Annotated in this window: 21 protein-coding genes; 8 read left to right on the top strand and 13 right to left on the bottom strand. The window is 62.4% G+C overall.

The window, feature by feature from the left end; all coding sequences use genetic code 11:
- Positions 1 to 183 precede the first annotated feature (183 nt).
- Both L4X63_RS07365 and L4X63_RS07360 read left to right on the top strand, forming a co-directional pair.
- Positions 184 to 1,608 (top strand): DUF3300 domain-containing protein, encoded by a 1,425-nt coding sequence (locus L4X63_RS07365; protein WP_250677971.1) that lies wholly within the window; start codon positions 184 to 186, stop codon positions 1,606 to 1,608.
- Between the two features lie 115 nt (positions 1,609 to 1,723).
- Positions 1,724 to 2,692: a DUF2950 domain-containing protein gene (locus tag L4X63_RS07360; RefSeq protein WP_250677970.1), complete on the top strand. Its 969-nt coding sequence runs from the start codon at positions 1,724 to 1,726 to the stop codon at positions 2,690 to 2,692.
- A 79-nt stretch (positions 2,693 to 2,771) separates the two neighbouring features.
- Here L4X63_RS07360 and L4X63_RS07355 read toward each other — a convergent pair whose 3' ends face one another.
- Positions 2,772 to 3,698 (bottom strand): universal stress protein, encoded by a 927-nt coding sequence (locus L4X63_RS07355; RefSeq protein WP_250677969.1) that lies wholly within the window; start codon positions 3,696 to 3,698, stop codon positions 2,772 to 2,774.
- A 4-nt stretch (positions 3,699 to 3,702) separates the two neighbouring features.
- Positions 3,703 to 5,007, bottom strand: a complete 1,305-nt coding sequence (locus L4X63_RS07350) for an Nramp family divalent metal transporter (RefSeq protein WP_250677968.1) — start codon at positions 5,005 to 5,007, stop codon at positions 3,703 to 3,705.
- 338 nt (positions 5,008 to 5,345) lie between these two features.
- On the opposite strand from L4X63_RS07350, the gene L4X63_RS07345 reads away from it, so the two are divergent.
- From L4X63_RS07345 to L4X63_RS07320, 6 genes are all read left to right on the top strand, one after another.
- Positions 5,346 to 5,582, top strand: coding sequence for a hypothetical protein (locus L4X63_RS07345; RefSeq protein ID WP_250677967.1), 237 nt, complete (start codon positions 5,346 to 5,348; stop codon positions 5,580 to 5,582).
- A gap of 21 nt (positions 5,583 to 5,603) precedes the next feature.
- Positions 5,604 to 5,915, top strand: coding sequence for a hypothetical protein (locus tag L4X63_RS07340; protein ID WP_250677966.1), 312 nt, complete (start codon positions 5,604 to 5,606; stop codon positions 5,913 to 5,915).
- Positions 5,916 to 5,995: 80 nt separating this feature from the next.
- The gene (locus L4X63_RS07335) at positions 5,996 to 6,598 is read left to right on the top strand and encodes an ACT domain-containing protein (RefSeq protein ID WP_250677965.1); all 603 of its coding nucleotides are present in this window, start codon (positions 5,996 to 5,998) and stop codon (positions 6,596 to 6,598) included.
- Positions 6,599 to 6,810: 212 nt separating this feature from the next.
- Entirely contained in the window at positions 6,811 to 7,326 is a 516-nt protein-coding gene (sixA, locus tag L4X63_RS07330) for a phosphohistidine phosphatase SixA (protein ID WP_250677964.1), read from the top strand.
- Between the two features lie 36 nt (positions 7,327 to 7,362).
- The gene (locus tag L4X63_RS07325; protein WP_250677963.1) at positions 7,363 to 7,971 is read left to right on the top strand and encodes a helix-hairpin-helix domain-containing protein; all 609 of its coding nucleotides are present in this window, start codon (positions 7,363 to 7,365) and stop codon (positions 7,969 to 7,971) included.
- 12 nt (positions 7,972 to 7,983) lie between these two features.
- The gene (locus L4X63_RS07320; protein ID WP_250677962.1) at positions 7,984 to 9,579 is read left to right on the top strand and encodes a Ppx/GppA phosphatase family protein; all 1,596 of its coding nucleotides are present in this window, start codon (positions 7,984 to 7,986) and stop codon (positions 9,577 to 9,579) included.
- Positions 9,580 to 10,348: 769 nt separating this feature from the next.
- On the opposite strand, the gene L4X63_RS07315 is transcribed toward L4X63_RS07320, so the two are convergent.
- The 11 genes from L4X63_RS07315 to L4X63_RS07265 form a co-directional block, all read right to left on the bottom strand.
- Entirely contained in the window at positions 10,349 to 10,849 is a 501-nt protein-coding gene (locus L4X63_RS07315) for a chemotaxis protein CheW (protein WP_250677961.1), read from the bottom strand.
- A gap of 149 nt (positions 10,850 to 10,998) precedes the next feature.
- Entirely contained in the window at positions 10,999 to 13,494 is a 2,496-nt protein-coding gene (locus L4X63_RS07310) for a glycogen/starch/alpha-glucan phosphorylase (RefSeq protein WP_250677960.1), read from the bottom strand.
- A 183-nt stretch (positions 13,495 to 13,677) separates the two neighbouring features.
- A complete protein-coding gene (locus L4X63_RS07305; RefSeq protein WP_250678316.1) occupies positions 13,678 to 14,925 on the bottom strand; it encodes a DUF6178 family protein in 1,248 nt (415 codons plus the stop codon).
- A 113-nt stretch (positions 14,926 to 15,038) separates the two neighbouring features.
- On the bottom strand, positions 15,039 to 15,317 hold the full coding sequence (locus L4X63_RS07300; protein WP_250677959.1) for a YcgN family cysteine cluster protein: 279 nt from the start codon (positions 15,315 to 15,317) through the stop codon (positions 15,039 to 15,041).
- Positions 15,318 to 15,325: 8 nt separating this feature from the next.
- On the bottom strand, positions 15,326 to 16,102 hold the full coding sequence (locus L4X63_RS07295) for a hypothetical protein (protein WP_250678331.1): 777 nt from the start codon (positions 16,100 to 16,102) through the stop codon (positions 15,326 to 15,328).
- Positions 16,103 to 16,130: 28 nt separating this feature from the next.
- A complete protein-coding gene (locus tag L4X63_RS07290; RefSeq protein ID WP_250677958.1) occupies positions 16,131 to 16,997 on the bottom strand; it encodes an ExeA family protein in 867 nt (288 codons plus the stop codon).
- Positions 16,998 to 17,091: 94 nt separating this feature from the next.
- Complete coding sequence (locus L4X63_RS07285; RefSeq protein ID WP_250677957.1) at positions 17,092 to 18,729, bottom strand: capsule assembly Wzi family protein; 1,638 nt, start codon at positions 18,727 to 18,729, stop codon at positions 17,092 to 17,094.
- A gap of 159 nt (positions 18,730 to 18,888) precedes the next feature.
- Entirely contained in the window at positions 18,889 to 20,835 is a 1,947-nt protein-coding gene (locus L4X63_RS07280; protein ID WP_250677956.1) for a polysaccharide biosynthesis protein, read from the bottom strand.
- A 293-nt stretch (positions 20,836 to 21,128) separates the two neighbouring features.
- On the bottom strand, positions 21,129 to 22,910 hold the full coding sequence (locus L4X63_RS07275; RefSeq protein ID WP_250677955.1) for a sulfate adenylyltransferase subunit 1: 1,782 nt from the start codon (positions 22,908 to 22,910) through the stop codon (positions 21,129 to 21,131).
- A 5-nt stretch (positions 22,911 to 22,915) separates the two neighbouring features.
- Complete coding sequence (gene cysC, locus L4X63_RS07270; protein WP_250677954.1) at positions 22,916 to 23,509, bottom strand: adenylyl-sulfate kinase; 594 nt, start codon at positions 23,507 to 23,509, stop codon at positions 22,916 to 22,918.
- 225 nt (positions 23,510 to 23,734) lie between these two features.
- The gene (locus tag L4X63_RS07265; RefSeq protein WP_250677953.1) at positions 23,735 to 24,295 is read right to left on the bottom strand and encodes a sugar transferase; all 561 of its coding nucleotides are present in this window, start codon (positions 24,293 to 24,295) and stop codon (positions 23,735 to 23,737) included.
- Between the last annotated feature and the right edge of the window lie 2 nt (positions 24,296 to 24,297).

Here is a 24,297-nt window from a genome sequence, read left to right as displayed (position 1 = left end):
TAAACAGGAAAAACGATATCATGAGCTGATATGGCGTCAAGATGCTGAAGTGAAGGGTCAAGGGGTTGCGGTGGGTATGGCCGGGATCCCGGTGGTTTCGGGAGGTTAGCACTCCTGCCTCCTTTGCCTCGGCCCGGGCATCTGGTACACTGTGAAGATGAAAAGCTCAAGATGGAGACACCCATGAAAAAAACACTCTTTGCCGTGCCGGCCCTCCTGCTCCTCTTCGCCTGCGGGATGAGCTCGCCGGCCTTGGCGCAGGAGGGTGGCCCGATGGACGAGGTGGTGTACTACGACACCTCCTCGCTTGCGGACGCACCCCTTTTGGCCCCGGACGAAATGGACGATCTGCTGGCCCCCATCGCCCTCTATCCGGACCCGCTCATCGCCCAGATACTCCCCGCCGCCACCTTCGTGGACCAGGTGGACGAGGCGGCCCGCTACGTTCGCGAGTACGGCCGCGCTGCCCGCATCGACGACCAGCCCTGGGACGTGAGCGTGAAGGCGATCGCCCACTATCCCGATGTGCTTTTCATGATGGAGCAGAAGTACGACTGGACGGTCGCGCTGGGGCAGGCCTACATCGAGCAGCCCCAGGACGTGATGGACGCCATTCAGAGGCTGCGCGAAGAGGCGGAGGAGGCAGGTAACCTCTACTCGACCCCGCAGCAGCAGGTGGTGGTGGAGCCGGAAGCGATCAGCATCGTCCCGGCCTCCCCGGAGTACATCTACGTCCCCGTCTACGATCCCAACGTCGTCTACTACGAGAGCTACAGCCCCGCCTATCCCTTCATCACCTTCAGCACCGGGCTGATCATCGGGGCGTGGCTCAGCCGCGACTGCGACTGGCACCGCCACCGGATCTATTATCACGGCTGGCGGGGAGGCGGATGGGTCGGAAGGGTCAGGCCCCACATCAGGGACCGCAGGGGGATATACGTCAATCCCCGCTATTCCGAGGTCCGCGTCAATCGCCGGGTGCTCGAGCACCACGACACCCGTTTCCGCCAGGAGCTGAGGAGCGAGAGCGCCCGGCGGCGGGAAGGCCGTCCGGTGGAGGCCAATCCCCGCTTGAGGCCCAATGCCGAGAAACCGCGCAGGGAACGCCCGGGTGCGGCGGCACCGGCACCGGCACCGGTGCGAGGGGGCGAGCGTCCTTCTGCCGGAGAACGGCCGGATCGCCAGCGTCAGGAACCTCAGCACCGGCAGCCGGGTACCCCTTCTACTGCCCCTGCGGTCAAGCCGTCGCCGCAACCTCAGACTCCCGGCGCTCCGGCAACCACCAAGTCCGGGATGAAGGATCTTTACCGTGGCCGGGATGTCCAGCAGCGGCTCCCCGCCTCTCAGTCGGGGTACGGCGGGTACGGTACCAGTCAGGACGCCAACACCTACCGCCAGCGCGGGCAGTCCAGCCGCGGTCTGACCCCGGCAGTGCAGCCGCGGGCCGTCGTCCCCAGGCCGGTCGCTCCGCAGCCGCGCCCGGCGCCCCCGGTACAGCGCCCGGCACCAGCGGTACAGCGCTCGGCACCAGCGGGGCAGCGCCCGGCACCGAGCGCGCCGCGGCAGGCTCCGGCGGCTCCGCGGCAGGCACCTGGCGACCGGCGCTAGGGAGAGCGGCGCTAGGGAGAGCGGCGCTAGGGAGAGCGGAGTCCCGGCCCGGGAAACCGCACCGTTTGCATGTAATGACGATCTTTATCCGGATAGAAAAAAGGAACCGCGAGATATGAGAACGACCGACTTTATCGTGAAGGTATCCCTGGGATTGCTGGTGGCCGTTGCCCTGCTGACCGCCGTCCCCTCCCTCAAGGGAGAGCCGATGGCTGCCGGTACCGAGGCAGCCCAACTGACCTTCCCCACGCCGGAGGCGGCCAGCCAGGCCATGGTGGACGCGGTCAAGGAGAAGGACCGGCAGCGGCTGGCCCGCATCTTCGGACCCGCCTTCAAGGATCTCGAACCGGGAGACCCGGTGGAGGAGGCTGCGGAATTCGACCATTTCGCCAGCCACGTGGCGGAAGGGGTGCAACTGGTGAAGGAGGGGGATGGCAAGGCGACCTTGCAGATAGGGAGCGAGAAGTGGCCTTTCCCGATACCGGTCGTCAAGAAGAACGGCGTCTGGGCCTTCGACACCACCGCGGGGCGGGAGGAGATCCTTAACCGCCGGATCGGGCACAACGAGCTTTTGGCCATCAACGTCTGCCGTTCCTACGTCGATGCCCAGAAGGAGTACTACAACATGCCGGACCAGGGCGGCGCCCCGATCCCGAAATACGCCCAGCACATGATCAGCCGTCCGGGTACCCGCAACGGGCTCTACTGGCCGACCGCCCCCGGTATGAAGCAGAGCCCGCTGGGACCGCTGGTGGCCAAGGCCAAGGAGGAAGGGTACATGGCCCCGCGCAAGCCGGGCGAACATGGCCGCCGCCCCTTCCATGGCTATTACTTCAGGATCCTCAAAAAGCAGGAGAAGAGCGCCCCGGGCGGGAAATTCAGCTACGTCATCAACGGCAACATGGTGGCGGGCCACGCGCTGGTGGCCTACCCGAGCCGTTGGGGCGTTTCGGGGGTGATGACCTTTATCGTTAATCAGAGCGGCCGGGTCTATCAGAAGAACCTGGGGCCGAAGACCGCCGATATAGCGCGGAAGATGACCGCCTACAACCCCGATCCGAGCTGGAAGCTGGTCGCCCCGTAACTATCCGCCGCGGCACACCCGAAACGCTTCCTCCCTTCCAATAAACGCTCCCTCCCCTTCACGGGGAGGGTTCCCACCTTTACCACTCATCTTCCCGCTCTCCCCCCTTCCCTACCGGAACGAGGAGAAGCGGTACTTTCGACTGGCTGCAGATCCGGTGCGCCACGCTTCCCGACCAGAAAGCCTCCATGCCGGTCTTGCCGTGCGTCCCCAAGACCACCAGGTCGATCTCGGGAAGCTGGGCCGCCTCCAGGATCACGGTCGCCGGGTCTCCGCGCAGGACGTGCGCACTCGCCTGAAAACCTTCCTTCCGTAAAGCCGCCTCCAAATCCGCAAAGTAGCGTTCCGCATCCTGGGTGGTGAGATCGAGCGCCCGGCGGGTCGTTCCCGGCAGCATCCGGCTGGCCAGCGCGGTCTCCCCCGAAATGGTCGCCAGGTCGGGGATGACATAGGCGAGATGGAGGGTCGCTCCGCAGGCCTTGGCGAGCCTCCTCGATACCGGCAGCGACTCGGCGTGTTCCGGGTCGTCGTCCAGCGGTACCAGGATGTGGCGGCAGGCGAAGGCGGGAGGACGCCCTTCGGCATCGGGATGGGTAATCATAACCGGCAGCGAGCCCCGGGCGATGACGCTCTGGGCGATGCTGCCGAGAAAGAGGTGGCGGGCGGCTCCCCTGCCGTGGGAACACATGATCACCAGGTCGTGTTCGAGCTCTTCGGCATGCGCCACGATGCTCCCCGCCACGTCGACCACCTCGCTCGTGTGTACGTGGCACTCGACCGGCACCGAGTCCGGGAAGTAGCGCCCGGCGGCTTCGTGGAGATAGTTTTCGGCGTCGGCGGGGTGCTGGAGGTGGGGCTGCCCGTGGACCTCTTCGGGCGCGTCCTTCTCCACCACGTGCATGAGGGTAACCCGGGCCTTCAACCGTACTGCCAATAGCGAAGCCGCCGGCAGCGCTGCCTCGGCCAGCCGCGATCCATCTATCGGTACCAGAATGTGCTTCAGCATGACATCACCCGCTTATGGTTTTGTAGATGAGGTAGCAGTTCAAAAGAACGATGATTACGGCGATCAAGGTCGCCACCGCCGTCGTCCACGGCCGGTTGACGAGATCCCCCATGATGTCCTTGCGGCTGGTGAAGAGGACCAGGGGAATGACCGCAAAGGGGAGCCCGAAACTAAGCACCACCTGGCTCACGACCAGCGTTCGGGTTGGATCGAAGCCCGCGCCGATCACCGCCACCGAGGGAGCCATGGTGAGGATCCTCCTGAGCCAGACCGGTATGTGGCGCTCGAGGAAGCCCTGCATGATGACTTGGCCCGCGCCGGTACCGACCGTGGAGGAAGAGAGTCCGGAGACCAGCAGCGAAAGGCCGAAGATCCACTTGGCGCCCGAGCCGAGCAGCGGCTCCAGGGTCCGGTAGGCCTCCTCGATAGAGACGATGGAGGTGTGGCCGGTGCGGTGGAAGGTGGCGGCGGCCATAATGAGCATGGCGGCGTTGACCAAGCTCGCCACTCCCATGGCGATCACCACGTCGGCGAGCTCGAACCGGTAGAGGCTCTTGAGCTGGGCCCGGTCCCGCACCACGATCCGCCCCTGCATGAGGGCCGAATGGAGGAAAATAGCGTGCGGCATGACGGTGGCACCGAGGATCCCGCAGGCGAGAAAGACGCTCTCCGCCCCGGCAAAACGGGGAACGAAGGTGCTGTGGAAGACCTTCCCCCACTCGGGGAGCACGATGAAAGTCTCGGCGACGTAGCAAAGGGCGATGAGGGCGACCATGGAGGAGATCAACGCCTCCAGTGGACGGAAGCCGAAACGCTCCATGCCGAGGATGAGCATGGTGGCGAGGGCGGTGAGCGCGGCCCCGAGCAGCAGGGGAACCCCGAGGAGGAGCTGGAAACCGAGGGCGGCCCCCAGGAATTCCGCCAGGTCGGTCGACATGGCGACTACTTCCATCAGGGCCCACATCCCCCAGACCACCGGCTTGGGAAAGCGATCGCGGCAGTGTTCGGCGAGGTTGCGCCCGGTGACCAGCCCGAGCTTGGCGGAAAGCGCCTGGATCAGCATCGCCATCAGGTTGCTCGCCACGATGACCCATATGAGGAGGTAGCCGAACTGGGCGCCCCCCTGGATGTTGGTGGCGAAGTTCCCGGGGTCGACGTAGGCGACCGAGGCGATGAAGGCGGGGCCCATGAACGGGAGAAGGCGCGCGAAGATGTTGCGCTTTTTCTGGCTCCCCAGGACGTTCAGCGCGTTCTCTACCGTCTTCGCGTCGGAGGCTGACATCCGCCCGGATAGCGTGCCGTCGCTCATCGAGCCCCCCTGCCGTCGTTCACCTCGCTAACTAATGCCGCTTTCAAGTCCCCTCCATGATTACCGCCATGCTGCCCCTCCCATTAACCGAGATGGTATTGTACCACATCCTGCGGCCGTTCTCCCGGAACCAGGCGAAATCACTGGGGATGGAAATTTGAGCCCTCCCCTTCCGCTCGTTGCCGCCATGAAGGCAGCGGTGGCTATTTAATGAGCATAGTTCCCGCAGGATAAAAACGGCAATTCTCTCAACTACAGGCAAATCCCCGCTTTTAGCCGGCGTCCCTTCGCTGGCATGGTCCGTGAAACAATACTGGCATCCGAAAAGGAGGTGGCCCATGACGCTGATGATGGACGGAATCGAATATGTGCCGGTGGCCGACGCCGCCATGCATCTGGGGACCACCGAGCTGAAGATCTTGATGCTGTTGAGGCAGAAAGCTCTCTGCGGAACCCAGATCGAGGGAGGCTGGTTTGTGACTTCCGAGTCGCTGGCCACGTACCAGCCGTCGGCACCGGAGGAACTCCCGGCCGCCGGCTGCGGAGGCAGCTGTCGCGGGTGTGGCGCCCACTGACCGGTATCGAGGAGGTGCCCCATGGGGCTCATGATCAAGCCGTCCGATCTCAAGTACAAATACCCGAAGATATTCGAGACCCGTGACGATCCGAAGTTCACCGGCCCGGGCGATCCGGCGCCGTTCAACCGTGACGACCTCTTCGACATCATCCCGATGCTCGAGGCGGTGATGGACGAATTGGGGCGCGATGACGGCCGGACCCTTCACCTGGTCGAGGACATCCTCAACGAAGACCTCCCCCGGTTCGTCAACAGCCGTGGCGAAGTCTTCCGCTTCCTGGCCGGGAGCACGCGCGAATTCATCGAGGACCACCGGATCGACCCGCGGTAAAGAGGACGGGTCGAGTAACGACCGCCGACGACGGCCAATAATCACGATGCGACGTGAATATATACTCAAAGGAGAGAGCCATGAACAGATTAGCCTTCCGGACCAGAGCCCCCATCGAGAGCTCCGCTTCCTCACCCAGCACCGTCGGATTCACCATAGATCCCATCCCAGGCAAAACGAACTGCTACACCCTGGTCGTCAAGGGGTTCCTCTCCCCGGGATGGACCGGCCGCCTCACTGCCGCACTGGCCCAGCACCGGATCAGCATCGAGCGTGGCGAGGCCGCCAAGGTCAGCCAGAGCGCCTGGTACTCCAGCTTCGAGCTCAAGGCTTCTCCGTTTGCCAGCGATCCCTTGACGCTGGATTATGCCGCGCTGGCATCGAGAGAGCTCCCTTCTGACCGTGCGGTGGCCAGCATCTCGCTGCTGAAGTTTTCGAGCTACCGGGATGAGGACAGCCTCTTCATGGAAATCAAAGGGGTGGATAGGCTCGGCTTTTTGGGCGATCTCCTCGACTACTTCAGCATGCGCTGCCTCTTCCCGGTGAAGATGACCATCGAAACCGTGGGGAATACCGCGGTCGACCGTTTCTGGCTCCGCGGAGTCGGCGGCTCCCGCCCCTCCGACGCCATCGCCGATGCCATCCGGGAAAACCTCGAAAAGCTCCTCGTCGCCACCGCTTAAGCGTCTTTCCATAAAGTATCCCCCCTCGCGCGCAGGGGGGATCTGCCACACCTCACGGCCCGCCCCGACTGTTCGCCGCCTCCACTGTACCGACACCTTGACGCCTCCCCAGTGAGCTCGTCCTGGCCTCTCTAATGAACCATCCTTTCCCATGAGTTGCATTTCGATCCCCTTTCGTTAAAGTTGAGACATTACTGAACGAAAGGCCTGCCATGATCATTCACGTCGTACGTCACGCCGAAGCCGTGGATCGTTCCCCACAAGTTTCCGAAGAACATCGATACCTGACGGCGCGCGGCCGGGAACGGTTTCGTGATGCCGCCAGGGCCTTCAAGAAGGCCGGTTTCCGGCCGGATGTCATCCTCACCAGCCCGCTGGTCCGGGCCGTGCAGACCGCGGACATTCTCGCCGAGGCGCTGCACTTTGCCGGCGACTGCGACGTCGCTTCCCAACTCTCCCCCGGTTTCCGGCTATCCCTTCTGCAGAAATGCCTCGCCGGTCATCGCGAAGCCAAGGAGGTTGTCCTGGTGGGGCACGAGCCGGACGTGGGGATGCTTGTTCATGATCTACTTGAGGTTAACGGGCCCTGCTCGCTGAAAAAAGGAGTCATTGTCTCTCTGGAAACCGATGGTTTCAAACCGGGCGAGGCTAAGCTGCTCCAGATGATAACCGGCGGGGGAAAGACCATCGACTCGACCGCCGAGGCGCTGGCACGCTTGCAGGAATAACAGTCATTGCGATTTTACTGAAAAGGGGACTGGACCATGAGAAAGACGACCCGAACGGAACTACGGCAACTGAAGGGGGTGGGTACGGTACTCGCCCGGCGATTGAGTGACGGCGGCCTGGACAGTTTCGACAAGATCGTCCGGGCCGGCGAAGGAGGGCTCCAGGCTATTCCGGGCGTGGGCGCCCGCAAAATCGGGATCATTCTGACCCAGGCGGGGGAGTTGTCACGGGAGGGGGTACGGTACGCGCCGAAGGCGAAGGCGAAGAAAGAGCTTGCTGGTGCCCCCCTCGCCGCCCCTGAGGCCGGTGAGCCTGCCGCCTCTCCGGATCAGGTCGAGGAGTGCAACGTCGACTTGGAGCAGCAGGCGGCCGGAGTGAGGGACCACGCCCGCAACCTGGCCCGGGAGGCCGAGGACCGCTTTGCCCCCAAGCTTGGAGGTAAGGCCGGGAAGAAGCTGTCCGCCGACCTCGTTCGCATCGAGGACGCGTTGAGGGCTCTCCCCGACGGGCATCACCGCTCCCGCCGCGCCGGAAAAGCCATGAAAAAAGCGGAGAAACGGCTGACCGGCCTGGAAGGTGGCGGTCTCAAAAGGATCCGGAAAGGGATCAGGCGCGCCCGGAAAGCGCTCGACAAGGCAATCTGACAGCAGAGGAGCATGATGACCAAAGCGCCGGTGCATAAACTAGAACGCCCCGCCACCGAGGCCAAAGCGGTCCAACTGCCGCGGCTGGCCGCCATCGATATCGGGACCAACTCCATTCGCAGCATCGTCATCGAGTCCCTCCCCAACGGGAAATACCGCATCCTGGACGACGAACGGGTGCTGGTCCGCCTGGGCGAGGGTTTGAACCAGTCCGGAAAGATATCCGAAGCTGCCGGGGACCGGGCCATCGAGGCGCTGACCAGGCAGAAGAAGATCATCGACGGCTACCACGTGGGATCGATCCAGGCGGTGGCCACCAGTGCGGTCCGCAAAGCTGCCAACGGACCGGAGCTGGTGAGGGCGATCGAGGAGCAGGTCGGTATCCAGGTGAACGTAATCAGCGGCGAGGATGAAGCGGAGCTGGCGGCGCTGAGCGCCTTCCACAATTTCGATCTCGAAGGGGTCCGCTACCTCATCTTCGACATCGGTGGCGGCAGCCTCGAGATCATCACGGCGGTAGGAACTCACACGGAAAAACTGATCTCGCTCGAGCTGGGAGCGGTCTTTTTGACCGAGACTTTCCTGAAACAGGACCCGGTCACCCCGGAAGAACTCCAGAGGCTGAGAAAGCACGTCAGAAAGACGCTGAAGGCCCAGTATGCAGGTGAACTTTTGAGGATGCAGTGCCTGATCGGCTCCGGCGGTGCCATTACCAATATCGCGGCGATGATCACGGCCGCCAAGAAGGAACGCTACGACTCGCTGCACGGGCACGAGCTCCTTCGTTCCGAGGTGGTACACCTGCTGGCGATGCTCTCCCGCAAGAGCGATCGCGAACGCCGGGCCGTGCAGGGGCTGAACCCTGACCGCTCCGACATCATCGTGGCCGGGGTGGCGGTGGTCGACGAGCTGATGGACTTCTTCAAGGTCAATGTCTTGAAGGTCAACGAGCGCGGCATAAGAGAGGGACTCATCCTACAGACCTTGCGCAGGGAGGGGCTCTTCGTCGGAAAGCGCCCCCGTAGTTGGCGGGATTCCGTCCTCGAGTTCGCCAATGCCTGCCATTTCGAGCCGGAGCACTCGCGGCAGGTGGGAAAACTTGCGCTGGCAATCTTCAACGCCTTGAACAAGCGTTTCGAGTTGTCCGAAAAAAACGCCCGGCTACTGGAGGCGGCCGCCCTCCTCCACGACGTCGGCTATTTCATCAGCTATTCGAGCCATCACAAGCATTCCTACCACCTCATCCGGCATGCCGATATCTTCGGCTTCACGCCGAGGGAGCGGGAACTGATCGCCAACATCGCCCGCTATCACCGTAAGGCCCTCCCCAAGAAGAAGCACGACGAGTACACCCGGCTCGCCCCCGGCGACCGCACCCTCGTCTCCCGGCTCGGCGGCATCCTCCGCCTGTGCGACGGGCTTGACCGGAGGCGAAATTCCGCAGTCGAAAGCCTGGAATTCAGCCTGGAGGGAAAGTCGCTGCAAATCACGCTGATTGGCCGGGACGATCTCTCCGTTGAGGTCCATGGCGCCATGGCCAAGGCGGACCTCTTCGAAGCCGCCTTCGGATTGAAACTGACGGTGGAGGCCGAAGTAAAAGTTGGTTGACGGCAGGTTGGGCACCCCGTACCCAGACATAAACGTCGAACTGCTCCGCGTAACAACTCCCTTTCCCGCTTCCACCGTATCCATCCCAGATGAATTTATGCGCCGGGTGGCTGCTATCTCCACGCCCCACCGAAAACGAACCCTTGGCAATGTTTGTCTTCTCTGTGCCGACGGAAGTAATAGAGTCGGCAGAGATTGCCTTCGCCGAGCGACGGATGGCAAACGCCGCTCAGAGATTGCTTTCGCCGAGTGACGAATGGCAAACGCCGCTCAGAGATTGCTTTCGCCGAGTGACGAATGGCAAACGCCGCTCAGAGATTGCTTTCGCCGAGTGACGAATGGCAAACGCCGCTCAGAGATTGCTTTCGCCGAGCGACGAATGGCAAACGCCGCTCAGAGATTGCTTTCGCCGAGTGACGAATGGCAAACGCCGCTCAGAGATTGCTTTCGCCGAGCGACGAATGGCAAACGCCGCTCAGAGATTGCTTTCGCCGAGCGACGAATGGCAAACGCCGCTCAGAGATTGCCTTCGCCGAGCGACGGATGGCAAACGCCGCGCAGAGATCGCCATCGCCGAGCGACGGAAGGCAAACGCCGCGCAGAGATCGCCATCGTCGAGTGACGGATGACAAACGCAGCGCAGAGTTTGCCATCGCCAAGCGACGGAAGGGAAATAAGCGCGGGAGTTTGTCCTTTGTGGCAAAACAAAAAAAACGGGGACCGGCCTCTTGTTGGCGGGTCCCCGTTTCGTTGTCATATGGTCCACTGGCTAACCGTTTATCAGCATCAGGCTTTCCTGCTCCTCCGAGGTGAACATCCGGTCCAGCTGCAGCATCAGCAGCAGGTGGTCGGAGTGCTGGATGACCCCGCAGATGAAGTCCTGGTCGACTCCGCCGGCCACCATGGCCGGAGGGGGCTGGATCTCGCCGCTGGAGATCCTGATCACCTCGGAAACGCCGTCCACGATGAATCCCATCAGCTTGCCGTCGATATCCATCACCATGATCCTCGTGTGATGGTCGCTCTCGATGAACTCCATGCTGAAGCGTTTCCTCAGGGAAACGATCGGTATCACCTGGCCGCGCAGGTTGATGATCCCCTCGATGTAGTGCGGGGTATTCGGTATATGGGTAATGCCGGTCATGCGGATGATTTCCCTGACTTTCAGGACCTCCACCGCATACTCTTCGGCACCTAGATTGAAGCTGACCAACTGGATCAGCTCGCGCTGTGTCTCACTTTTTTTGACCGGTAGGTTCTGGGCTGACATTGTTCCTCCTGGTTGCCTGTACTCACTGTACGGTAACTGTCTTGACACTGAACCTGACCCGGAGATTCAAGAGCAGGCGTGCGGTATAGATCGGTTATCGGCAAGGCGGCAAAAACCTTGAGAAAAAGAGCGTTAACCAGATCCAATAGCTAGGAGGCCGGAACGGGCTTCAAATGCCAGATGTCCCGGTTGTACTCACTGATCGTTCTGTCGGTGGAGAATTTACCGCTGTGAGCGGTGTTGACTATGCTCATCCTGGTCCAGCGTTCCCGGTCCAGGTAGGCTTCCGACACACGCCGCTGCGCGTTGACGAAACTGCGGAAGTCGGCGGCGACCATCCAGAGATCGCGCGGGTTCATGATGGAGGCGATGATGGGAGCAAAGATGCCGGTTTCGAACATGTTGAAGTGTCCGCTGCTCAAAAGCTGCATCACCCGGCTCAAGTCGGGGTCGTTGGCGACGATCGAGGCGGGATCGTAGCTGCGCCGCATCTCCTCCACCTCGGGGGCGGTCAGGCCGAAGACGAAGAAATTGTCGTCTCCCACCTCCTCGCGGATCTCGATATTGGCCCCGTCCAGGGTGCCGATGGTGACCGCGCCGTTCATCATGAACTTCATGTTGCCGGTCCCCGAGGCTTCTTTGCCGGCGGTCGAAATCTGCTCGGAGAGGTCAGTTCCCGGGCAGATAATTTCCATGGCGGTGACGCGGTAGTTGGGGAGGAACGCGACCTTCAGCCTGCCGTTGACCACCGCGTCGTCGTTGATCACCTTGGCCACGTTGCAGATCAGCTTGATGATCAGCTTAGCCATGAAGTAGCCGGGAGCCGCCTTGCCGCCGATCAGGACGCAGCGGTCGGTCCAGTTTTCGGTGTCGCCCCGCTTGATCCGGTCGTAGAGGTGGATGACGTGCAGGATGTTGAGGAGCTGCCGCTTGTACTCGTGGATCCTCTTGACCTGGACGTCGAAGAGCCCGTGGACGTCGAACTCGACGCTGCACTGCTCCTTGACCAGGGCTGCCAGCCGTTCCTTGTTGGCCTGCTTGACCTGGTACCAGCGCTCCCTGAATTCGGGATCGTCGGCCAGGGGGGCGATCTCCCGGATATGCTCGAGGTCGGCCACGAACCCTTCACCGATCCGGTCGGCAATGAGGCGGCTTAGCCCCGGGTTGCACCAGGCGAGCCAGCGGCGCGGGGTCACCCCGTTGGTCTTGTTGTTGAACTTTTCGGGCCAAAGCTCGTAGAAGTCGCGGAAAAGCCCCTCCACCAGGAGCTGCGAATGAAGGGCGGCGACCCCGTTGACCGAGAAGCTCCCCACGATGGCGAGGTAGGCCATCCTGACCTGCGGATCGGGCCCCTCCTCGATGATGGACATCCTTCTCAGCCGGTCGCTGTCGCCGGGCCAGCGGCTGGAGACTTCCGACAGGAAACGGGCATTGATCTCGAAGATGATCTCCAGCACGCGGGGAAGAAGCTGCCGGAAGAGATCCAGGGACCACTTCTCGAGCGCCTCGGGGAGAAGCGTATGGTTGGTGTAGGCCATGCACCTGCTGGTGATGTTCCACGCCTCTTCCCATCCCATCCCCTGCTCGTCCATCAAGAGCCGCATCAGTTCGGGAACCGCGCAGCTCGGGTGGGTGTCGTTCAACTGGAAGCAGTTCTTGTCGCCGAACTCAGTGAAGTCCCGCCTGTTACGGGAGATCCAGCGGGCGATGACGTCCTGGAGGCTCGCGGAGGCGAGGAAGTACTGCTGACGAAGCCTCAGCGCCTTCCCGCTTTCGCTGGCGTCGTTGGGATAGAGAACCATGGTGATGTTCTCGGCCGCGTTCTTCATGGCCACCGATTCCGAGTAGCTCCCCGCATTGAACTCCACGAGGTCGAACTCGTCGGTGGCCGCCGCCTTCCAGAGCCTCAGGGTGTTGACGGTACCGTTACGGTGCCCCGGGATCGGGATGTCGTAGGGAACCGCCAGCACGTCCTGGGTATCGACCCAGCGGAAGTGCCCGGCCCCCTGGTAGTCGCGCATGAATTCGCTGCGCCCGCCGAAGCGGACCACCTGGGTATATTCCTGCCGCTCGAGCTCCCAGGGGTGCCCGTCGCGCAGCCAGTGGTCCGGCTCCTCAACCTGGCGTCCGTCCTCGATCCGCTGGCGGAACATGCCGTACTCGTAGCGGATGCCGTAACCCATCACCGGCAGCTGCAGGGTCGCGCAGCTGTCGAGGAAGCAGGCGGCGAGGCGCCCGAGGCCGCCGTTGCCAAGCCCCGCGTCGATCTCCTCGTCGGTGATCTCCTCCATGGTGACGCCGATCTGGTGTACGGCTGCGGCCACCTCGTCGGTGATGCCGAGATTGAGCATCGAATTTCCTAGTGCCCGTCCCATCAGGAATTCCAGCGAGAGGTAGTAGCAGCTCTTGGAACTTGCGGCGATGTAGGCGTAGCGGGTCTGGTTCCAGCGTTCCAGGAGGCGTTCGCGGATGGTGAAGGCGAGCGCCTGGTAGTGGTAGCGAAGGGAGCGGCAGTACTTGTCGCGTCCCAGGTGGTGTGCGTAGTGGTGTTCGAAGTCCCTGACCAGGTTCGCCGCGTCCATCGGAAGCGGCGGAAGATCCTCGAGTCCTGGGGTCCTGATTGCTTTAAGGTGTCGACCCGGCATCTGTTCGCTCCTTTTTACCGGCCTGTGAAGTCCGGAGCAGAAAAAATAATCCATCCAATTTTACCGGCTTTCACGAAATCCGAAACCCCGCAACTTCATGATAACGAAGATAGGGTGGCTCTATGAAAGCCACCCTATCTTTACGGGAGGGGCGTCCCCATCCTGGCCCGCCTTGCCTCGGCGTCAGCCGATGAGCCCGTTGAGGAGTTCGGTATTTCGCTTCACGTCGGCCAGGTCGCGGAACTCGCGGTAGGCATCGACGGCATCGGGGTCGAGAGCACGGTAGTAGCGGGGACGCTTGGCCAAAAGGCCCCCCAGTAGTTTTTCCGTGGCCGGATCGGTCGCCTTGATCTTCTCGGCCTCGAAGTGCAGCTGGTAGACGATGCTGAAGCCAAGCTGGAAAAGGTGCTTGAGACGCTCGCTCCGCAGAATCCCCGCCGCTTTCTCTTCATCGGTGCCGCAGAGGCTTTCCAGGGCGATATTGAGGTAGCCACAGGTGCGCCGGGCGATGTCCCCCATCGCCTCCGGCTCCCTCATCGCTTGCCCCTCGGCGACCAGGGCGCTGTTCACCAGGTAATTCAGCTCCTGCACGAGAGCCGGACGCTCGGCGATTGCCAAGGCCCGGAAGAAAAGCGTTTCGTCCTGGGACGGCAGCGGTATCACGGCGCCCTCTTCGGCAATCAACGAGAGGTCCTTGTCGCCCTCCAGCTGGAAGTTGGCAGGATTGACCCGGGCGTAGATGGAGACCGCCTCCTCGAACGGGGGAAAGCCGAGATCTTCCAGACGGCCGGTCCTGAAGCGGAGGCAGCTTTCCTCGAGCTCGAGGTCGACGTCCCCCTTGATTCCCTCCATGAGCGCGGTGTAGAGCGGGTTGTCCAGCTTGATGAGCATGGAGAGGAAAGCCCCGATCAACTGGCTGTGCTCGGGATTCTTGAAGGTCAGCATGAAAACGCCGTCTAAGGTGTGGTCATATTCCGCCAGCCGCTCCTCGTCGTTGCTCTGGTCGCCGATACCTCCACCGACGATCAGCTCGCGGGACAAGAAGAGCTGCAGGAACTCGAAGTCGAGACGCTTCAGCAGTTGGTGGATGCGCGCCTCGCCCCCTTCCAGGAAATGGGCCAGCCATTCGCACGTCTTATCCTCGGAAAAGTCGTAACCATCCCAGGTCTCGAGGTCGAAGAAAAACACCGACTGCTCCGGCGAGGCAAGCTCCAGGAGCTCCAGCGCGTCGGTCTCCCCTATATCCTTGACCAGCCAGTAGAATTCCTGCGGTTCGAACGAGGCGGCGAGCCTCTTGGCATCCGGGTCGGAGACGATCAGCTCCATCTTTTCCTTGGCGTCTCGGGTTGCCAGGTACCTCCGCTTCTCCTGCAGATCCAGCGCTTGGAAAGCCTTGCTGGAAAGCCTGCCATTCGCTTCGAATTTGATCACTTTTGCCAATTCACTGTCTCCTTCACACTGTTAGTCGCCGGGGGCGATATTGCTCTTCGTTCCGTAACACGCACCCTCCCCTTCGAAGCTGGGATGAGGATGGGGTACGGTGTCTATTCGCTCTCTTTTTTAAGGGCGACTTTGTAGCCGCAGCTACGGTGAAGCCACTTGAGTTCTTTGACTAGCTCGGGAGTGAGCTGGACACACTCGGGGTTCACCTTGAAACGCTTGTTGTACACCTTGCAGCGCCGGGTCGAGATGTCGAGATACCGGCACGGCGTCGAGGTGTAGAGGATCCTTCCATCCTCGTCTTCCAGCTTTTCAAAACAGCAGAGGCCGCACTGATTACAGAGGGCCTCCCAGTTATCCGTCGATTTGTCTCGTGGTGCCACTGTTTCTCCTATTCGCCCCCGGTGAGAGGCACCTCGACGGTCCCCCCCTTGCTGCTCAGGCGGACTCTGTCCTCGAAGATCTTTTCAATGCGGTAGCCGTCGACGCTCCCCCCCTGCTGCAACATCCGTCCGTTGACGATGGCCACGCTCGACTCGCTGTTGTTCTGCCAGGCGATTCCGGTGACCCGCAGCTCGGGACGGGCGGGCTCGGCAGCCGCCGGGGCGGGCGAAGGGCTCGCCAGCTGGAGAGGCACCGCGGCCGGTTGAACGGCAGCCGCCGGACGGGAAGCATCGCGGCCGGGGCGTATCGCCTTGGCCGCCGTGACCGTTCGGGCCGGTTGAGCGGCGGCCGACGCCTTGGCCACCGGCTGCTTGGCCGGCTTGGCCACGGCTTTAACGGGGGGTGCGTTTTTGGCGGCAGGCGCCGGAGCTGCCTTGGCGGCTACCGGGGCGGCCGCTGCCGGTACCGAAGCGGGTGCCGCAGGTGCGGCCACCGGTGCAACAGCCGTGGCTGCCTTGGTTGCCGCCGGGGCCGGTGCCGGTTCGGCGGGCACAGCCTGAACGGGAGGAGTGACCGCTTGGGCGGCAACCTTTTCGTTGTGTTTGCTGAATCCTCCCATGGCGGCATAGGTAAGCATCGCCGCCACTGCGGCGCCACCGATGACTCCGGCCGGAAGCACCCAGGAAGGGCGCTGCTGGCGGGAAGCGACGATCCGCTCGGGACCGCCACGCCGTGTGGAGGAGGACTGTTCAGCCTTTTCAAGGGCCTTAAGAATCGAACTCATTGGGTATTCACCTCGGTCCTTTCAAATATCAGCGGGGCAGAAAGCGCAGCAGGCGGCTGAAGAAAGCCACCCCCCTGGCATAGGGGCTTCGTCCCGTCACCTCGGAGATCGCCTGGGAGGCGATCCGTCCATTGATGACCCGCGTCTCCTCGGTGTAGCCGATCAGCAGGGCACGGTCGCATACGATGTTCACCAGGCGCGGAACGCCACCCGAGAAGCGATAGATCTTTTTGAGGGCTCCCGGTGTGAACTGGGCGGCCCGGAACCGGCCGGCCAATTCCATGCGGTGGTCGATGTAGCGCCCGACGCAGTCGAAGTCCATCGGCAGCAGGTGGTAGCGGACCGTGATCCTCTGGTTGAGCTGCCGCAGCTCGTCCTTGGCCAGCAAGGCCAAAAGCTCGGGCTGCCCGGAGAGGACGATCTGGATCAGCTTGTCGGTCTCGGTCTCCAGGTTGGAGATCAGGCGGATCTGCTCCAGCACCTCGGCGGAAAGATTCTGCGCCTCGTCCATGACCAGCACCACCGCCCGCCCGGCCTTCTTCTGCTCGAGAAGGAAGGTGTTGAGCTGCTGCAGGAGGTCGATTCGGCTCTCCATCTCCCAGGGGATGCCGAACTCCCGGTTGATGCTCCGCAGGAGTTCCAAGGACGACAGGCAGGGGTTGAAGATGAGCGCGGTGCGGTGCCCCTTGGAATCGAGGCGGTTGAGAAAAGTCCGCAAAAGGGTGGTCTTTCCCGTCCCGACCTCGCCGGTAAGCTCGACGAAACCGGCCCGGCTGTCGATGGCGTAGAGGAGGTGGGCGAACGCCTCCCGGTGCCGCTCGCTCATGAAGAGAAAACGGGGGTTCGGGGTGATGGTGAAGGGACTTTCCCGGAAGCCGAAAAACTCACAGTACATGGCGCCTACCTTCGCTGTTGGGGGATCCGGAAAACGAGATCAGGAAATATAGCGCGAATCGGCACGGAAATAAAGAGTTAGCAGGAAATCGAGATTAATAACGGTAGGAGAGCTCGGCACGCACCAGTTCGTTCGAGCGGTTGACGCCCGCCTTGAGGTTGAAGTTTTCCACCCATTCGTGGCCCCAGGACAAGAGCGCGTTCCAGTCGCCGGCCACCGGAAGCATCCAGTGCACCCGGACGGCGTACGTGCGCTCGACCGCCTCCATCGTGCCGTTGGGGTCGAAGGTTCCGGCGGCGTCGACGGGGAGACGGCCGGCATCGCCACGAGAGGTCCGGAACCCCTCAAACGCCAGGTTGTTGCGCGGATTGAACCAGTGGCTGTAGCGGAGAAAGAAGTCCTGGGTGGCGCCCCCTTGGGAGTGCCCGATGGGAAGCCCGTCGCGCAAGTACCCTTCGACGAAGGTTCCGTTGGTGTAGAGGATGTTGTTGCCCCGGAAGTATTCGAAACGGAGGTCGTTGGCTCCGTCGTCGGTCAGCCGCGGGATGTAGAAGCCCGCCAGGTAGCTCTCCACGATGGGCCAGAAGGCGGCGGCATCCTCGCCGGAGTACTCGGCGAATACCTCGGTCTCCCTCAGCCAGGAGAGCCGGGCACGCAGTTCGAAGCCGGCGAGCGAGTTGGTGTTGTCCTTGCTGGTCCCGCCGACGATGCCGCGCAGCACCTCCATGGCATGGTTGTCGACCCCGGGGCCGCCGATCTGGCGCCCGAAGTTGATCCCGAACTCGAGGTCCTCGAGCGGCTTGAAGGAGAGCTTGCCGGCCACGTACCAGGGCTGGCGTTCCATTCCGTCGGTGACGGTCTTTTCGAACCGGGAAAAAAGGAGGCTGTATTTCAGGTCCCAGAGGTAGCGGCTTTTCACCGGCTCCGGGCTCGATATCTTCACGAAATCGAAGTTCTTGGCATTATTGGAGAGGGTCAGGGCGCCCCGGTAGCCAAGGCCGAACCAGTTCTCGTCCCGCCCCACTTCGAGCTCGGCCCCCTCTCCTCCCACCTTGAGGTATCCCTTGTCGAGCCGGACGCGACTGTCGCCGTCGGCCTGGGAATAGAGGAACATCGGCTCCAGCAGCAGTGCTGCGGAACTTTTGTAGTAGGCCTCGGCGTCGAATCTCAGGTCGAGGTTGTTGCCCCTGCCGTAGACGACCCCTTCGTTGTTTTCGAAGAGGGGGGTCCCTTCGCTGCCGCGCTGCTGAACCGGATCCGGGTACGGGTTGGGGGGACGCAGCCCGCTGCCGATGCCGAAGACGCCGTCGTTGCCCGGGTCGTTGACCGCGCGGTAGTAGTTGCGCGGGACTCCGTCCAGGTAGACGTAACGAAGGCGGGCCTGGGAGAATGGGTTGTAATCGAAGGTGGGTGCCTGGTCAGGCTGTTGATAAAGGTTCGCCTCCCGCGGGATCAGGGTCCGCAGCCTGGTGGCGAACTCCCTGGCCAGGGGAGGATAACTTCCGGCCTCGAGCCGGTCCTCGGCCTCCAGCAAAAGCCTGGCCGCCTCGGTTTTCGAGAAGGGACGAATCCCCTTCACGTCGGTTTCGATCAGGCCATACCCGGCGAGCTTCTCAAGATAGAGATAAATCGGGCTGTCCAGCGGGATGTTCGCCGACGAAAGGGCGAAAACGGTGCAGGGGTAAGCCAGCAGGGTCAGAACGAGAGCGAAAACGACTGTCGATAGCTTCATTTACAGTAACCACATTGCAGGGGCGAGGGGAATGCCGAGGGAAGCTCCGGTCCGGGGGCCGGGGCGCGCTATAAACCGGGAGCGGCCATGAGCCCCGGACGATAGCGGTGACGATACCCGTCCACCTTCATTAGTGTCAATGGGAAATCCAGGAGCCGGTCAGGCGGCCGACCCCTCGCTCGGGCTGGCGACCCGGAGGTTTCTGACGATGTTGGGCTTGGGCGGGAAGAGGTCGGGACGGACCCGCTGGAACGCCGGCGACGGTGCCACACCATGGAAGTTGTAGCGGGGTGCGAACTCGGGCACCAGTTCCTTGAGGCAGGACATGACGCCGCCGAGATCGGAGTTTCTCGCCAGCTCGAAGAGCTCTTCCAAAAGCTTGCTGGTGGTCTTCAAATCGGTATCGACCGGTGCCATGACCCGGATCTTGCAGTGGGTGGTCGGCTTGATCCCCTCGCCGTCGATCAAGAGCTCCTCGAAGAGTTTCTCGCCCGGCTTCAGGCCGGTAAAGACGATGTCGATGTCACGGTAGGGAACAAGGCCGGAGAGGCGGATAAGCTCCTCGGCCAGGGTAAGGATGCGTACCGGCTCGCCCATATCGAGCACGAAGATATCGCCCCCTTTGCCGATGCAGCCGGCCTGCAGCACCAGCTGGGAAGCTTCGGGGATGGTCATGAAGTAGCGGACCACGTCCTTGTCGGTGACCGTTACCGGCCCACCCTTACCGATCTGCTCCTTGAACAGCGGAATGACGCTCCCGTTGCTGCCGAGCACGTTGCCGAAGCGGACGGTGGTGAAATTGGTGCGGCTGGAGCGGGAGAGTGTCTGGACGTAGATCTCGGCGCTCCGCTTGCTGGCCCCCATGATGTTGGTGGGGTTGACCGCCTTGTCGGTGGAGACCATGACGAAATTGTGGACCTTGAACTTGTGGGCGGCGTCGGCCACGATCTTGGAGCCCATCACGTTGTTGAGGATCGCCTCGGTCGGGTTGTACTCCATCATTGCCACGTGTTTGTAGGCGGCGGCGTGAAAGACGACGTCGGGGCCGAACTCGTCGAAGATCGCTTCCACGCGATCCTGGCACTTCACGTCACCCACGATCGGGATGATGCGCAGCTCCGGGTTGGCGGCGGTGAGCTCCTTCTCGATGTAGAAAAGGGGCGTCTCGGCGTTGTCGAACAGGATGAGCTTGGCCGGGCTGAAACGGGCGACCTGCCGGCAGATCTCGCTGCCGATGCTCCCGGCTGCGCCGGTGACCAGCACCCGCTTGTCGGTGAGGTAGCTCCGGATGGCGCTCTGGTCGAGGACCACCGGCTCGCGGCCGAGGAGGTCCTCGATCTCGACCGACTTGATCTGGGAGACGGAAACCTTGCCGTCGATGATGGCGGTGATCCCCGGCAGCGTCTTGAAGCGGGCCTTGGCCCGTTCGCAGTTGTTGATGACGCGGCGCATGAGGGCGCGGTCGCCGGAGGGGATGGCGAAGATGACCTCCTCGACGCGGTGGGTGCGGATCAGCGCCCGCAGGCGGTCGGTCCCGCCGAGCACCCGCACCCCCGACAGGCGCAGGCCACGCTTATCCTTGTCGTCGTCGACGAAGCCGACCACGTTGTAGGGAGAGTTCGACTGCTTCCTGATCTCCTTCAACAGCAGGTTGCCGGCCTCCCCGGCGCCGATGATCAGGGTCCGCTTCCCTTTGCGCAGCGACGGGATCACCCGCGTCTCGCGGTAGATCCTCCAGAGCAGGCGGCTGGCGGCCACCAGGGCGAAGAGGACGAACCAGTCCAGCACGTAGATGGAACGGGGGACGGCATACTGTCCCCTGACGGAAACCAGGGTGAAGGCGGTGACCAGGGAGGAAAAGGAGACGACCTTGAAGATCTCGTAGGCGTCCTGCAGCGAGGCGTAGCGCCAGATGTTCCGGTACATGCCGGAAGCGGCGAACAGGATCGGCTTGGCGATCAAGGCGACGGTAAGTGCCTGAACAAGCTGTTGCCACCGCTCGGGAGGAACGTCGAAGTCAAAACGCAACAGAAACGATATGACAATGGATGAAGCGATCAGGAAGATATCGAGAAAAAAGACCAGAAACCTCTTGGTTCGGAACATTTCGCCCCCAGAAAAACCGGTATGTACCCAAGAAATTACCCTAAAGTGAGTCCTTCCTGCCGGCAGAGCGAAAAGTATAGCATGAGCCCCTTGGAATTCAACTTTTTAATATAACTTTCTAAGACATAATTCTTCACATTCCCCTTTTGCATCAATATTTCAGTGAAATTTGTGCGTTTTGTGAGCATGATGAAAGCCTTTTTCAACTTTTATGACAGCTTTATGACTGAATAGCTACCAATCTTGTCAGCCGATGAGTGCGCAGTGTCAATGAGAAGAGGTCCACAAAAGCTTCATTCCCACAGCTGAGGGAGACCGAAAGGATCGGACGACTCCATTTGTTCCATCAGCAATTGGATGGTCAGCTCCAGAGAATCCCCTCGGTCAACGTTCAGGGCGTCACCTGCCTCGCTGTTGGTCGTAGCCTCACCAAAAGGCGGTGATAGCACCACCAGTAAATGGGGCGCTAGCTCACGACGAAGGGGCTCCCACCCGATGGCCGGGGGGGCGATGACCGCGATGACCACCAGGCCGGCGTCGAGCAGAGGGCGCATCATGCCGGCGACAGCCCGTTCCTCGATCACCTCGTGGCCGAAATTGGCACCGGCGGCAAGGCCGTCCACCAGCTCCCGGGGATTAAAGAGATAGACCTGCCGCCCCGCGGAGAAGAGACGGCGCTCGAGCCTGCGCGCAAGCCGCAGGAGCCTACGGGTGGGGGGGGCGGAGAGAACGACCAGGGCCGGGCGGTGCCCGTTGCGCCGGATCCTCTCCCGCAGGGCCACGGCTCCGCGCGCGACGGCCGGGCGCGAATCGATGGCCCGGCGTCGCGCGGCTAGCTCTGGTGAGGGCGCGGTGACCACCCCGGCGCCGCAGATATCGTAGCCGTCCACGATGACGAAGCGTCCGGTGGCCTCCAGGTCGCCGTAGCAGTCGAGCGCGACGGGGCGACGGGTGGAGATGGCGACTTCGGCCACTTCGTTACGGGCGACCGAGCGGCTCTTTTCACTGCGCAGCTGGGTCGAGGAGTCGATAACCGCCACCACCGCATCGATTTCCATCTCCGTTTCCAGCGTACCAATCCGCAGCAGATAGCGCTTGGCCGGCTCCAAGGGCGCGTTCCCCATCCAGAAGACCACCGCCCGAAACAACGAGGTCACCGCTGGAGCGGCATCCGCCAGGGTGGCGACTTCTCCCCGCTCGATGAAGATCTGCTCCTCCAAAGTGAAGCCGGTTGAGTATCCGGCCGGGACGGAACGAGGAGGGGTAGCGGCGTTGAAGGCCTCGATGCTTTTCACGCGGCCTGTTTTGCCGGAGGGTGAAAACAGGAGCCGGTCCCCAAGCCTGAGCTCCCCGGATTCCACCCGTCCCGCCACGATCCGCCGGTCGTCGAACTTGTACACATCCTGGACCGGGAAGCGCAGGGGAAGGTCGTGGCGGTCGGGGGCCTTTTCGAGCTTTTCCAGGGCGCCCAACAGGGTCGGCCCCTGGTACCAGTCGAGCCTGAGGCTGGCGGCGGCGACGTTGTCCCCCTCGCGGGCGCAGACCGGGATGAACTGGCGCGGGACGAGCCCGAGAGGCTCCAGGACCGCGCGGAAGTCCCGCTCGATGGCACGGAAGGCCTCGTGCGAGAAGCGGACGAGGTCCATTTTGTTGACCACCACTAGCAGCTGCCGGATGCCGAGGAGTTTCAGGAGGTAGGCGTGGCGGCGGGACTGTTCCTGCACCCCTTCGGCGGCGTCTACGATGATGGCCGCTGCCTCGGCACGCGATGCGCCGGAGACCATGTTCCTGATGAATTCCTTGTGGCCGGGAGCATCGAGGATCAGGTAGCGGCGCCCCTTCCAGTTGAAGAAGGCGCGGGCGACGTCGATGGTGATTCCCTGTTCCTGCTCCTCGAGGAAGGCGTCGAAGAGGAAGGCGTACTCGAAGGACTTTCCCTGGCGCTGGCAGATGGCCTGCACCTTTTCGAGGTGTCCGGTGGGGAGGGTGCCGGTGTCGGCGTAGAGCCTCCCCAGGAGGGTCGATTTACCATGGTCGACATGGCCGGTCAGCACCAGCGAGAACGATTCAGCCACCAAGTTCACCTCCCGTCCAGGTAGTTCAGGATCGTTGCGACGGAGCGGTCGAGATCGGTCCGGCTGGTGTCGATCACCAGCTCGGGACGGGGCGGCTCCTCGTAGGGGCTGTCGATGCCGGTAAATTCGGGGATCTCTCCCGCACGGGCCTTGCGGTAGAGATCCTTGGGATCACGCAGCTCGCAGACGTCGAGGGGGCACTTCAGGTAGATCTCCACGAACTGCCCCGGCGGCAGCAGGGAACGGACGCGGTCGCGGTCCTCCGCGAAGGGGGAGATGAAGGCTGCGTGGACCACCAGCCCCGCCTCCACCATCAGCCGGGCAACCTCCCCTACCCTACGGATGTTTTCCTTGCGGTCGGCGGCGGAAAAGCCGAGGTCGTTGTTCAATCCGTAGCGCAGGTGATCGCCGTCCAGGAGGTAGGTATACCAGCCGCGAGCGAACAGCCGCTCCTCCACCGCGCGAGCAAGGGTCGACTTGCCGGAGCCGGAAAGCCCGGTAAACCAGAGGAGCCGCGGAGCGTGCCCGTTGCGTTCCCGGTACTGGCGCCGCTTAAGCCAGTGCTGGTGCCAATTGAGGTTGTTAAGGGGGGCGGTCATGGCTTCTCCCTGGCAACGGTTGGTGTCCGGCCGATGAACGAAAAACGCCAACTGCACCGTGTGGCAATGCGGTCGGCATCAGGACTTCCCGAAGTTGTATTGGGGGAATTTAATGGAGTGAACTATAGCATCATGCTAATGGGTTGGCAAGGCGCGGATTAAGTATAAACCAGTGCATGGCGAAAGGAGGGGGAGCGATCTATGTCGCGGCGGGAGGGAGCTTTGCTAGTGCTGGACCCCCTCTCGGCGGACAACTTTCAGAAAGGTGAGCATCATGATGCGGAGATCGAAGAAAAAGCCGCGGTTGGCGAGGTAATAGGCGTCGTAGTCGACCTTGACCGGGATCGGGAGCTCGTCGCGGCCGTTGATCTGGGCCCAGCCGGTCAGGCCGGGGGTGAGGGTGTGGACCCCCTTCTCGGTCCGCAGGGCCACCAGGTCGTCCTGGTTGAAGAGCGCGGGGCGCGGACCTACGAAGCTCATGTCCCCCTTGAGGATGCTGTAGAGCTGGGGAAGCTCGTCCAGGCTCGACTTGCGCAGGAATTTGCCGATCGGGGTGAGGAAACGGTCGGGATCGGTGAGGAGGTGGGTGGCCACCGGCGGAGTATCCGTCCTCATGGTGCGGAACTTGGGCATCCTGAAGATCAGGTTGTGCCTGCCGACCCGGTCGGACCAGTAGAGGACCGGCCCCGTGGAGGTCAGCTTGACGGCTAGGGCGACCAGCAGCATCGGCACCAGGAAGAGCACCATGAGCAGCAGGGTAAGGACGAAATCGAAGAGACGCTTCATCG

It is taken from the genome of Geomonas sp. Red32 (genome assembly GCF_023652955.1).
Taxonomy (GTDB): domain Bacteria; phylum Desulfobacterota; class Desulfuromonadia; order Geobacterales; family Geobacteraceae; genus Geomonas.
This window is presented reverse-complemented; position numbering and strand designations above follow the sequence as displayed.